Origin of the sequence: Cellulosimicrobium cellulans (genome assembly GCF_016921195.1) — a bacterium.
Classification (GTDB): domain Bacteria; phylum Actinomycetota; class Actinomycetes; order Actinomycetales; family Cellulomonadaceae; genus Cellulosimicrobium; species Cellulosimicrobium cellulans_F.
In genome coordinates this window covers 760749-771799 of record NZ_JAFGYF010000001.1, presented here as the reverse complement: position 1 = coordinate 771799, position 11051 = coordinate 760749, and the positions used below count along the sequence as shown (strand labels likewise).

Here is an 11051-nt window from a genome sequence, read left to right as displayed (position 1 = left end):
GTCGTGCTGGACCATATAAGGGTCGCCTCACCAAAGCAAGGTAAGCCTGACCTATCTCGGTGTGACGCACGCCTCGTCGCACGACGACGCCCCGCGGCGCGTGCCACGGGGCGTCGTCGGAACGGGCAGGCGGTGCGCCGGCTCAGGCGAGACCGAGGTCCTCCAGGCTGAACAGGAAGTGGTACGGCACGCCGAGCGCCTCGATCTTCTCGCCCGCGCCCGTCGCGCGGTCGACGATCGTCGCCACCCCGACGACCTCGCCCCCGGCGGCGCGGACGGCCTCGATCGCCGTGATCGGCGACCCGCCCGTCGTCGTGGTGTCCTCGACGACGACGACCTTGCGGCCGGCGACGTCCGGGCCCTCGATCTGGCGCTGCATGCCGTGCGCCTTCGCGGCCTTGCGCACGACGAACGCGTCCAGGTCCTGCCCGCGCGACGCGGCCGCGTGCAGGAGCGCCGTCGCGATCGGGTCGGCCCCGAGCGTCAGGCCCCCGACGGCGTCGATCTCGGCGGTCCCGAGCCCGCGCTCCTCGAGGAGGTCGAGGAGCTGGTGGCCGATGAGTGGTGCGGCGCGGTGGTGCAGCGTCACGCGCCGCAGGTCGACGTAGTAGTCGGCTTCCTTGCCCGAGGAGAGCGTGACCCGGCCGTGCACGACGGCGAGCTCGCGGATGAGGTCGAGCAGCTGCTCGCGGGGCGTGGCGGAGAGGTCGTCAGTCACGCTGGTCAGGGTAGTGGGTGCGAGCCTGGACTGCGTCGGCCGCCTTCCGGTACATCTCTTCGAGGTCGACGCTGCCGTTGCTGCGCGCCCAGATCTGCCCGGCGACGTCGAGACAGGCGATGGCGCTGGCGACGATGGCGTCGGCAGCCGGGTCGCTCTCGTCGTCGGGATCGATGCCGAGCCGCTGTCGGATGTTGGGAACGAGCAGCTCCTGCCACCGCAGGTGCTTCTCGATGCTCCGGGCGCGCAGGGAGGGCGTCTCGTACATCATCCTCGCGGTCTTGAGAGCGGTGTCGTGCGCCCCGGAGCGCCGATCGACCTCCCACAACGCCTCCTGGAGCGCCTGCCACGGGGGCACCGAGAGCGGGATCGCCTCCAGCGCAGCGCGGACGAGGGCACCCTGGTCGACGAGGTCGCCGAGGACGATGTCCTCCTTCGTGCCGAAGTAGCGGAAGAACGAGCGCCGGGAGATGCCGGCCCTCGACGCGATCTGGTCGATCGTCGTCTCCGCGAAACCCTGGTCGAGGAACAGCTCCATGGCGACCCGCGTGATCTCGGCGTAGACCGCGCGTCGCGAGCGGTCCCACAGCCCGTCCTCGTTCCGCATGCCACGACCCTACACTCCACGCCTCATTGACACTCAGTGCCACCTAGGCATAGCGTGCAGCGCGTTCCGATGTCCGCCACGAGGAGTACAGATGGACCGCCGCGACCTCAGCAGTCAGACCGTCGTCATCACCGGGGCCAGCTCCGGCATCGGCGCATCTCTCGCCCGTGCCCTCGCAGCCCGAGGATCGAGCCTCGTCCTCGTGGCACGCCGACGCGACCGGCTCGAGCAGCTGGCCGCCGAGCTGGAGGAGACCTACGGGACCGTCGTGAGAGCAGCACCGCTGGACCTGTCCTCCACCTCCGCTGCCGTGGAGCTGAAGACGTCGCTCGCCGAGGCCGGCGTCACCGTGACGAGCCTCGTCAACAACGCGGGGTTCGGCACGTTCGGCGCGTTCCTCGACGAAGATCCGGAGCGGCTGGCCGAGGAGATCGCCGTGGACGTCTCCGCCCCGGTGCGGCTCAGCCACGCCTTCCTTCCCGACATCGTCGGCGCGCGCGGCTTCCTGATCAACGTCGCCAGCATGGCGGCGTACGCACCCACACCTCGCATGGCTGTGTACGGCGCCTCGAAGGCGTTCGTCCTCAGCTTCACCGAGTCGCTGTGGGCGGAGCTCCGGGGCACGGGGGTCACGGTCTTCGCCCTCTCGCCGGGTGCGACCAGCACCGAGTTCAACGCCGTGGTCGGCGCCGACGACGCGACGGCCGGTGCCAGGATGCGCACGCCCGACGATGTCGCGGCGACCGCGATGACCCACCTGGACCGCCGCGACCCCGGTCCCGGCGTCATCGACGGGATCGGCAACCGGCTCAGCGCTGGTGCCGCACGGCTCACGAGCCGACGCGCGACGGCCTCGCTGATGCGCTGGGTCACGGACCCCGCGCGCCGCGGCGGCGCGTCGCGCGTCTCGGGGAGACGGGCGTCGTAGGACCCCTTACCGATACTTGCCGATCGCCCGGACGGCCGAGCGCGGCATCGCCCGCAGCGCGGCCGACGCGACGCGGTAGCGCACCGACGGGGTCGAGATGACGACACCGCGCCGCACGTCCGCGAGCGCCGTCGCGACCACGCGGTCGGCGTCGAGCCACGCGAGGTCCGGCAGCACGGACTTGTCGATGCCGGCGCGGTCGTGGAACTCGGTGTGCGTGAAGCCCGGGCACAGGACGGTCGCGGTGACCCCCGTGCCGTGCAGCTCGACGGCCAGGCCCTCGGTGAACGAGCGCACCCACGCCTTCGCCGCCGCGTACGTGCCGCCGGCGGTGAGGGCGGCGACGGACGCGACGTTGAGGATCGCGCCGCGTCCGCGCTCCGTCATCTGGCCCGCGGCCGCGTGCGACAGGACCAGGACCGCACGCACCATGACGTCGAGCGCGCGCAGCTCGACGTCGAGGTCGCCGTCCACGAAGTGCTGCTGGGTCGCAAAGCCCGCGTTGTTGACGAGCAGCCCGACCGGGCGCTCGTCCGGGCCCCCGGTCGAGGCGAGTCGCTCGGCCACGCGCGCGACGTCGTCGGGCACGGAGAGGTCCGCGGGGAGGACCTGGACCCGCACGCCCGCGGCGGCCCGGATCTGCCTCGCGATCTCCTCGAGACGCGCCTCGTCGCGCGCGACGAGCACGAGGTCGTGCCGCGCCGTGGCGAGCTGCCACGCGAACTCCAGGCCCAGGCCGGCGCTCGCGCCGGTGATGAGTGCTGTCGCCATGGCCACAGCCTACGGGCGGCGGCGCCGGATACCGCCCGCCACACACGGCCGCCGACGTCGGTACGGTGGGGCCCGTGCGCCTCGCGACCTGGAACATCAACTCCGTCCGTGCCCGCGTCGACCGGGCGGTCGCGTTCCTCGAGCGGACGGGGACCGACGTCCTCGCGCTCCAGGAGACCAAGTGCGCCGACGCGCAGTTCCCCGTCGCGCCGTTCGAGGCGGCGGGGTACGAGGTCGCGCACGTGGGCGTCAACCAGTGGAACGGCGTCGCGGTCGTCTCGCGCGTCGGCCTGGACGACGTCGAGACCTCCTTCCCGGGCCAGCCCGCCTTCGGGGAGAAGGTCGAGGCCCGCGCGCTCGGCGCGACGTGCGGCGGGGTGCGCGTGTGGAGCCTCTACGTCCCGCACGGCCGCGAGGTCGGCGACCCGCACTACGCGTACAAGCTGCGCTGGCTCGACGAGCTGCGCGGCCGGGCGGAGGGCTGGCTCGCGGACGACCCCGCCGCGCAGGTCGCCCTGGTCGGGGACTGGAACGTCGCGCCGCTCGACACCGACGTGTGGGACGTCGCGTACTTCGCGGGCAAGACCCACGTGACACCCGCGGAGCGCGACGCGTTCGCCGCGTTCGGCGCCGCCGGGTACACGGAGGTCACGCGCGAGGCGATCCCCGCCGAGCACACCTACACGTACTGGGACTACCAGCGGCTGCGGTTCCCGCGGAACGAGGGCATGCGGATCGACTTCGCCTACCTCTCCCCCGCGGCCCGCGCCCGCGTGACGGGCGTGACGATCGACCGCGACGAGCGCAAGGGCAAGGGCGCGTCGGACCACGTACCGGTCGTCGTCGACCTCGGCGACTGAACGGCGTCCGCGCGCGCCGCCCCCGTCCGCCGACGACGCCCTGTCCGCACGGCGGACGGCGCGACCCGCCCGTCGCTACGGTGTGTCCATGACCACGCCCCCCGTCCCGCCGTACGGGTCGCCCGACGAACCCGTCGACCCGTACGCCGCTCCGCGTCCGCACCAGCCGCCGCTCACCCCCTACAACCCGCCGACCGACGCCACCGCCGACGCCCCGGCGCCGGAGCAGGGCGGCTTCGTCGCACCGTCCGGGGCGGGGGGCGGATACCCGGGCACGCCCGCGCCGGGGGCACCCTACGGCGCGCCCGCCGCTCCGGTCGGGCACGGGTCGCCCTACGGCCCTGGCGCCGCACCGGCCTACGGCTCCGCCTCGGGCGGCGGGTACCCGCCGTCGGCCCCGTCCGCCTCCTCCGGGGCTCCCGGCTACGGCGCCTACCCGCCGCCGTACGGGTCCGCGTACACGCCGCCGCCGCGCACGAACGGGCTGGCGCTCGCGTCGATGATCGTCTCCATCGCGAGCCTCGTGGTCTGCGCGGGCTTTCCCGGGATCGTCGGCCTCGTGCTCGGGATCGTCGCCCTCAACCAGGTGATGCGCGACGGGACGCGCGGGCGCGGGTTCGCCGTCACCGGCATCGTCGTGGGCGCCGTCTGCACGGCGTTCGCGATGCTCATCGTGCTCGCCGCGACCTTCAGCGAGTCGTAGCCGTGGCCGACGACGACCTCTTCGCCCCGCCGGGCGGTCCCGCCTCCCGGTCCTCGGTCCCGGTCCCGCCGCCGGGCGCGCCCGTCCCGCCGCGGGGCGGCACCGCCGCTCCGGGCGGCACGACCCCTCCGGGCGCCGCGGCCCCGCCTGCCGCCGCCCCGGACCAGCCGGGCTTCGCCCCGGAGACGTACTACGCGCCCGGGTGGCAGCCCGCGCCGCCGCGCGTCGAGCCGCTCGCCGTGGCGAGCGTGCCCGCGGGCGTCGTGCTCGGACCCGTCGGGATCGGGCTCGGGGCCGCGGGACTCTCCCGCGTGCGGTCCCGGGGTACGCGCGGGCGCGGCCTCGCCGTCGCCGGCATGGTGGTGGGCGCCGTCGTCACGGTCGCGTGGGCCGCGGGCGCGCTCGTCTGGTGGCAGGGCGAGCAGGGGCGCACCCCGCTCGCGGGCGACGTCGACGCCCCGCAGACGGTCAACGCGGTCCAGCTCGTGCTCGGGACGTGCCTCGACGAGCTGCCACCGGACGGCGAGGTGTCGCAGGTGCGGGCCGTGCCGTGCGCGGACGAGCACCGGGCGCAGGTCGTCGCCCGGACCGACCTGGGCGCGGACGAGGTGTGGCCCGGTCAGCAGGCCGTGGACCACCGCGTCGCGCGCGTGTGCACGCCCGACGTGCTGGGCGCCGACGCGCCCGAGGGCGTCGAGCTCGTCGTGTGGTCGCCGACCGAGGCGTCCTGGCGCGACGGCGACCGCACGGGCCTGTGCCTGGCGCACGGGGCCGACCCGCTCCCGGCCGACCTGCTCGGCTGAGCGCGCCGCCGCAGGCCCTCGCGCTCAGCGCGCGGGGGTCTCCTCGGCGAGGATGAGGCGGAGGTAGGCGCGCAGGTCGGCGGGCATGTCGACGCGCTCGGGCCGGGGCCGGTCGAGCGACAGCAGCCACTGGACCTGGAGCCCGTCCATGAGCGCGACGATCTGCCGCGCCGCGACCTGCGGGTCGACCCCGTCCCGCAGCCCGCCGGCCCGCGCCCGGCGCGCGAGCTGCTCGCCCGTCCGCGCGACCGCCCACTCGTACCGCCGGACGAAGTACTCGTGCGCCGGGTGCTCCGGGGACGTCGCCTCGGCCGCGAGCGCCGTGAACAGCTCCACGATGTTCCGCCGGAGGGCGTTGCGCTCGACCAGGTGCACGAGCGCGTCGAAGTAGTCCGTGCCGCGCGCGAGGTCGTCGTCGAGGTCCGCCTGGTCGACGGTGTCGCGGTGGTCGAGCACCGCCTCGAGGAGCGCGACCTTCGTCGGGAAGTGGTGGAGCAGGCCGGGGTGCGACATGCCGACGCGCGACGCCAGCTCGCGCAGCGAGGCGGCGTGGAAGCCGACCTCGCCGAAGAGCACGATGGCGGCCCGGAGGATCTCCTCGCGCTTGGCGCGACCCTTCGCGTACCCGCGCCCGGGGTCGAGGCTCGCGGTGCGACGGGGAGCGCCACGATCGTGGCCGGCGCCGAGTGCCGCACTCGTCATGGTCGCGCTCCGTCCGTCGTCCGACGAGGGAAAACCCTACCGACCGCGGCGGGCCCTCGATGCCCGTGCACCGGGTTTCACCCCGCCCGGCGCGCCGCGCGGCGCTCAGGACGCGGGCGCGAGCGTGGCCTCGGCCGCCTGGTCCCCGGTACTCGGGGTCGGCCCGGGCACCGCGCCCGACGGCCGGTCGGTGGACGACGGCGGCGCGGGCTCGGTGGGGGCCGTCCCGCCCGGGTCCGTGGACTCGTCGTCGCCGCCCTCCGGAGCGGCCGCGAGCGCCTCGGCCGTCGTGGCGGTCACGGCACCGTCGCCGGGAAGGCCGTTCGCCTCCTGGAAGGCGCGCAGCGCCGCCCGGGTCGCCTCGTCCAGCGTGCCGGTGACCGCGACGTCCGCGCCGTGCACGCGCAGGCGCTCCTGGACCCAGGAGACCGACGCCGCGTCGGGCTCGGTCGTGGGCGCCGGTGTCGTCGGGGCGGGCTCCGGCGTGGCGCCGCCCGGCGCGGCGGTGGAGGGCTCGGTGGTCGGCGCGGGGTCGGCCGACGGGGGCGTCGTGCCCGTCCCGCCCGCCGACGGTCGGGGCGCCGGCGTGGTCGCGGGACCGGAGCCGTCCGTCGGGTCCGCGGCGGCGGGCGGCGGGATGCGCGTCACCTCGGGTCTGGGGGCGTCGGGGCGCGGCGTGACGAGCGGGACGCCGTCCTCGACCGTGGTCCCGCCGTCGGCCGAGACGCCGACGACGACGGCCTCGCCGCCGCCGGTCGCGGCGCCCACCATCCCGGCCACCGCGACGACGAGGGTCACCGCGCCGGCGCCCGCGGCGACCGTGACCCACGGCGCGGGGGCGCGGCGCTCGACGGACGCCGCCCGGGCGACGGGGCCGTCCTCCGGGGAACCGGTCGAGCCATGACGTCGGCGCACGTCGCCTCCTTCCAGGCGGTCGAGGACCGGCGGACGACGCGTGGCGCTGCCCGCCAGAGCGGTCGGGTGGACGTCCACCCTGCCCCATGGTTCGGCCGGATGTCACGCCCGGGGGCCTGACCTGCGACGACGCCGCGCCGGACGGCGCGGGTCCACGGCGCGACCGACCGGGTTGCGACGAAGGTCGCAACGCAGCTTCCCCCCTGCGCCGCAAGACCCGGGGACCGCCCGCGCGACAGCCTGGTGGGGCACCGCACGGGAGCCCGTGCGGGACGCATCGAGGAAGGGACCGGCATGACCTCCATCCACGTCTCCGGGCTGCGCAAGTCCTACGGGGCGTTCGACGCCGTGCACGACGTGACGTTCACGGCCGCGCCCGGCCGCGTCGTCGGGCTGCTCGGGCCGAACGGCGCGGGGAAGACCACGACGCTGCACGTCCTGCTCGGCCTCGCGGCAGCGACCGCGGGCAGCGCGACGTTCGACGGTCGCGCGTTCGCCGACCTGCCGCACCCCGCCCGCACCGTCGGCGCCCTGCTCGACGCCGGCGGGCTCCACCCCGGGCGCACCGGCCGCGACCACCTGCGCGTGCTCGCCGCCGCGGGCCGGATCCCGCCGAACCGCGTCGACGACGTGCTCGCGCTCGTCGGCATGACGCCCGCCGCCGACCGGCGCGTGCGGACGTACTCGCTCGGTATGCGGCAGCGCATCGGCATCGCCGCCGCGCTGCTCGGCGAGCCCGAGGTGCTCGTGCTCGACGAGCCCGCCAACGGGCTCGACCCGGCGGGCATGCGCTGGCTGCGCGACCTCGTGCGCGCCTTCGCCGACGACGGCGGCACCGTGCTCCTCGCGAGCCACGTGCTGTCCGAGGTGCGGCAGGTCGCGGACGACCTGGTCGTCGTCGGACAGGGCCGTGTCGTCGCCGACGGTCCGCTCGACGACCTGCTCCGCGGGGAGTCCCTGGAGGACTTCTACCTCGACCTGACCGCCACGACCGAAGGGGTGCGCTGATGTACCGCGCCGAGATGCTCAAGCTCCGCACGACGCGCGCGACGTGGGTCGTCGCGGCCGTCGCCGTCGCCGGGATGCTCGTCGTCCAGGCGTTCACCCTCCTGCTGCCGACGATCCTGCGGGGCACCGAGGCGCTCGGCGGCGGCTCGGCCGTCGGGATCCAGGCGTCGCCCGAGATGCTCCAGGACCTGGCACCCGACCTCGGCGCGCTCACCGACGCCGCCCAGCCCGCGTTCCAGCGCGGCATGCTCGACCTGCTCGGCAACGGGCTGAACGGTTCGGGGTCGGTCGGCGTCGCGACCGTGTGCATGCTCCTGCTCGGCGTGCTCGCCGTGACGACGGACTTCCGCACGGGCGGCATCGTGCCGACGGCGCTCGTCCAGCCGTCGCGGCTGCGCATCCTCGCGGCCAAGGCCGGCGCCACCGCGACCGTCGCCCTCGTGGTGGGCGTGGTGCTCGCCGTGGTGGGCGCCCTGGGCCTCACCGTCGCGATCGTCTCGACGCCGGGCGCGACGCTCGCGCTCGGTCCTGGCGAGGTCCTCGGCACATGGGCCCGCGGCCTCGCGGTGCTCGTCCTCCTCACCTGGTTGGGGCTGGGGATCGGGACGCTCGTGCGCGGCCAGGTGGCCGCCGTCGTGACCGTCGCCGCACTAGCGCTCGCCGAGCCGATCGTGCGCGGCGCGGTCACCCTGCTGTCCGGCGGCGAGTCCGCCGCGGCGGAGTGGCTGCCCCTGGGTCTGGGCGCCCTCGCCTCGACGGGGCAGTCCGGCGCGGCGCTCCTGGGCGGTGCCGCACCGCTCGGGACGCTGGCCGCGCTCGCGGGGCTCGTCGCCTGGGCCGTGGCGCTCCTCGGCAGCGGCGCGCTCACCCTGCAGCGCCGCGACCTGGCCTGACCACCGAGGTAGAGGCCTGGTACCGCGAGGGAGAGGCGTGGTCACCCGTTCCGGGGACCACGCCTCTCCCTCGGTGGGCCACGGATCTACCTCGGCAGCCGGTTCGGTGCGCCCCCGTAGGGTGGGCGGGCTGCCGTCCGTCCCAGTCGTCCCGCCGTCCCGTTGGAGGAGATCGTGACCGAGGCCCTGGGCCGCGCGCTCGACCGGGCCGGTGTGCGCACCGACACCGGTCGCGACGCCGTGCTCGCCGCGGTCGTCGCCGCCGCGACCGTCGTGCTGTTCCTCGGCATCGAGCGCGTGCTCGCGACGGACGTCGGCGCGACGTTCGGCGCGGGGCCGGGCGCCGTGATCGTCACCCTGGGCGTGCGCGCGACCGTGCTCGCGCTCGTCGTGCTCCAGGCGGCGACCCTGACGGTCCGCCGTCGGGCACCGCTGGCGTGCCTCGCGCTCGCCGTGGCGGCCCAGGTCGCCATCACCGCGCTCCTGCCGCCGTACGTCGGCTTCCAGGCCCCGGCGACCCTCGTCGCCGCCTACTCCGCCGGCGCGTACGCGCCGCGTCGCACGCGCCTGGCCGCACCCGCGGCAGCGGCGGTCGCGCAGGTCGTGCTCGTCTTCGCGCTCGGGGGGTTCGCGGTCCCCGCGGGGGCGGGGCCCGCGCAGCACGCGCTCCAGGTGGGCGGCGCTCTGCTCTCCGCGCTGCTCACGTTCGTGGGCGCGGCGCTCGTCGGCTCGTACGTCGCGACGCGGCGCGAGCTCGTCGCCGAGCTGCGCGACCGGGTGCGGCGCGCCGAGCGCGAGCGCGAGGCGCTCGCCGCCCAGGCGGTCCTCGAGGAGCGGGCCCGCATGGCGCGCGAGCTGCACGACGTCGCGGCCCACCACCTGTCGGGCATCGTGGTCCAGGCGTCCGCCGCGGAACGGCTCGTCGACGCCGATCCCGAGCGCGCCAAGGAGTCGGTGCGCTGGATCCGCGCGCAGGGACGCGCGACGCTCGACGACCTGCGCCTCGTGGTCGGCATCCTGCGCGGCCGCGACGACGAGGGCGGCGACGAGCGCGAGGCACCGCAGCCCACGCTCGCCGAGGTCCCTGCGCTCCTCGACACGGCGCGCTCGGCGGGCACCGTCGTCGAGGTCGAGACCGACGGCAGCCCGTGGGAGCCGACGCCGAGCACGCAGATCGCGGTCTACCGCGTGCTCCAGGAGGCGCTCGCCAACGCGCGCCGGCACGCGCCGGGCCGGCCCGTGGCGGTGCGGTTCGCGTGGTCGGCCGCCGACCTCGTCCTCACGGTGCGCAACCCGGCGGCGGGCACGGTGCCGTCCGCCGACCCGCGGCCCGGGCACGGGCTCGTCGGCATGCGCGAGCGGGCGGCCGTGCTCGGCGGCGCGCTCGACGCGCGGCGCGCCCCTGACGGGGCGTGGATCGTGCGACTCACCGTGCCGCGCGCGCCCCGGCGCGACCCCCGCACCACCGACCAGGAGGTCTCGTGACACGCGTCGTGCTCGTGGACGACCAGGCCGTCGTCCGTGCCGGGTTCACCGTCATCCTCGAGAGCGAGGGGATCGAGGTCGTCGGCGAGGCCTCGAACGGCGCCGACGCCGTGCGCGTCGTGCGGCGCGAGCGGCCCGACGTCGTGTGCATGGACGTGCGCATGCCCGGCGGGGACGGGATCACGGCGACGCGCGCGCTCGCCGGGCCGGACGTCGCCGAGCCGGTGCCCGTGCTCGTGGTGAGCACGTTCGACCTCGACGACTACGTGTTCGGCGCCCTGGAGGCCGGGGCGAGCGGGTTCCTGCTCAAGGACGCCGAGCCGGACGTGCTCGTCGACGCCGTGCGCCGCGTGGCGGCGGGCGACGGCCTGGTCGACCAGTCCCTCACCCGCCGGGTCATCGGCGAGTTCGCGCGCCGCCGCGCGCCCGTCTCCCGGGACGACGACGCCGCTGCGCTGCTCACCCCGCGCGAGCTCGACATCGTCGACCTGCTGTGCCGCGGGTCGTCCAACGCGGAGATCGCGACGGCCCTGTTCCTCGAGCCGAGCACGGTGAAGTCGCACCTGAGCCGGGCCATGACCAAGACCGGGGCGCGCGACCGCGTGCAGCTCGTCGTCTGGGCGTTCCGGCACGGCGTCGTCGACCCGGCCGCCTGACC

General features: G+C 75.9%; 13 protein-coding genes. 8 read left to right on the top strand and 5 right to left on the bottom strand.

Going from position 1 to position 11051, the window contains the following annotated elements; all coding sequences use genetic code 11:
- Nucleotides 1-142: 142 nt before the first annotated feature.
- Nucleotides 143-718: an orotate phosphoribosyltransferase gene (gene pyrE, locus JN535_RS03300; protein ID WP_205202100.1), complete on the bottom strand. Its 576-nt coding sequence runs from the start codon at nucleotides 716-718 to the stop codon at nucleotides 143-145.
- Nucleotides 711-1325: a TetR/AcrR family transcriptional regulator gene (locus tag JN535_RS03295; RefSeq protein ID WP_205202098.1), complete on the bottom strand. Its 615-nt coding sequence runs from the start codon at nucleotides 1323-1325 to the stop codon at nucleotides 711-713. Before JN535_RS03295 ends, pyrE begins: the two co-directional genes overlap by 8 nt.
- Nucleotides 1326-1416: 91 nt before the next feature.
- On the opposite strand from JN535_RS03295, the gene JN535_RS03290 reads away from it, so the two are divergent.
- Nucleotides 1417-2253 (top strand): SDR family NAD(P)-dependent oxidoreductase, encoded by an 837-nt coding sequence (locus JN535_RS03290; protein ID WP_205202096.1) that lies wholly within the window; start codon nucleotides 1417-1419, stop codon nucleotides 2251-2253.
- 6 nt (nucleotides 2254-2259) lie between these two features.
- Here JN535_RS03290 and JN535_RS03285 read toward each other — a convergent pair whose 3' ends face one another.
- Nucleotides 2260-3024, bottom strand: coding sequence for an SDR family NAD(P)-dependent oxidoreductase (locus JN535_RS03285; protein WP_205202094.1), 765 nt, complete (start codon nucleotides 3022-3024; stop codon nucleotides 2260-2262).
- A 74-nt stretch (nucleotides 3025-3098) separates the two neighbouring features.
- Between JN535_RS03285 and JN535_RS03280 the strand changes: the two genes are divergently transcribed.
- From JN535_RS03280 to JN535_RS21450, 3 genes are all read left to right on the top strand, one after another.
- Nucleotides 3099-3884, top strand: coding sequence for an exodeoxyribonuclease III (locus JN535_RS03280; RefSeq protein ID WP_205202085.1), 786 nt, complete (start codon nucleotides 3099-3101; stop codon nucleotides 3882-3884).
- An 88-nt stretch (nucleotides 3885-3972) separates the two neighbouring features.
- Nucleotides 3973-4587: a DUF4190 domain-containing protein gene (locus tag JN535_RS03275; protein WP_205202083.1), complete on the top strand. Its 615-nt coding sequence runs from the start codon at nucleotides 3973-3975 to the stop codon at nucleotides 4585-4587.
- Between the two features lie 2 nt (nucleotides 4588-4589).
- Nucleotides 4590-5390 (top strand): DUF4190 domain-containing protein, encoded by an 801-nt coding sequence (locus JN535_RS21450; RefSeq protein ID WP_307868149.1) that lies wholly within the window; start codon nucleotides 4590-4592, stop codon nucleotides 5388-5390.
- Nucleotides 5391-5414: 24 nt separating this feature from the next.
- On the opposite strand, the gene JN535_RS03265 is transcribed toward JN535_RS21450, so the two are convergent.
- Entirely contained in the window at nucleotides 5415-6092 is a 678-nt protein-coding gene (locus tag JN535_RS03265) for a TetR/AcrR family transcriptional regulator (RefSeq protein WP_205202081.1), read from the bottom strand.
- A gap of 105 nt (nucleotides 6093-6197) precedes the next feature.
- Complete coding sequence (locus JN535_RS03260) at nucleotides 6198-7007, bottom strand: peptidoglycan-binding protein (protein ID WP_205202079.1); 810 nt, start codon at nucleotides 7005-7007, stop codon at nucleotides 6198-6200.
- A gap of 294 nt (nucleotides 7008-7301) precedes the next feature.
- Between JN535_RS03260 and JN535_RS03255 the strand changes: the two genes are divergently transcribed.
- The 4 genes from JN535_RS03255 (at nucleotide 7302) to JN535_RS03240 (ending at nucleotide 11049) form a co-directional block, all read left to right on the top strand.
- Complete coding sequence (locus tag JN535_RS03255; RefSeq protein ID WP_205202077.1) at nucleotides 7302-8015, top strand: ABC transporter ATP-binding protein; 714 nt, start codon at nucleotides 7302-7304, stop codon at nucleotides 8013-8015.
- Entirely contained in the window at nucleotides 8015-8908 is an 894-nt protein-coding gene (locus JN535_RS03250) for a hypothetical protein (protein WP_205202065.1), read from the top strand. Before JN535_RS03255 ends, JN535_RS03250 begins: the two co-directional genes overlap by 1 nt.
- 174 nt (nucleotides 8909-9082) lie before the next feature.
- Nucleotides 9083-10393 (top strand): sensor histidine kinase, encoded by a 1311-nt coding sequence (locus tag JN535_RS21445; protein ID WP_205202063.1) that lies wholly within the window; start codon nucleotides 9083-9085, stop codon nucleotides 10391-10393.
- On the top strand, nucleotides 10390-11049 hold the full coding sequence (locus tag JN535_RS03240) for a response regulator transcription factor (RefSeq protein ID WP_205202061.1): 660 nt from the start codon (nucleotides 10390-10392) through the stop codon (nucleotides 11047-11049). The genes JN535_RS21445 and JN535_RS03240 overlap by 4 nt, the downstream gene beginning before the upstream one ends.
- Nucleotides 11050-11051: the final 2 nt, after the last annotated feature.

Bases quoted from the DNA above. Each gene is read 5' to 3' on its own strand.
- JN535_RS03295 (WP_205202098.1), bottom strand. From the start codon at position 1,325: ATGCGGAACGAGGACGGGCTGTGGGACCGCTCGCGACGCGCGGTCTAC.
- JN535_RS03250 (WP_205202065.1), top strand. From the start codon at position 8,015: ATGTACCGCGCCGAGATGCTCAAGCTCCGCACGACGCGCGCGACGTGG.
- JN535_RS03255 (WP_205202077.1), top strand. From the start codon at position 7,302: ATGACCTCCATCCACGTCTCCGGGCTGCGCAAGTCCTACGGGGCGTTC.
- JN535_RS03275 (WP_205202083.1), top strand. From the start codon at position 3,973: ATGACCACGCCCCCCGTCCCGCCGTACGGGTCGCCCGACGAACCCGTC.
- JN535_RS03290 (WP_205202096.1), top strand. From the start codon at position 1,417: ATGGACCGCCGCGACCTCAGCAGTCAGACCGTCGTCATCACCGGGGCC.
- JN535_RS03285 (WP_205202094.1), bottom strand. From the start codon at position 3,024: ATGGCGACAGCACTCATCACCGGCGCGAGCGCCGGCCTGGGCCTGGAG.
- JN535_RS03265 (WP_205202081.1), bottom strand. From the start codon at position 6,092: ATGACGAGTGCGGCACTCGGCGCCGGCCACGATCGTGGCGCTCCCCGT.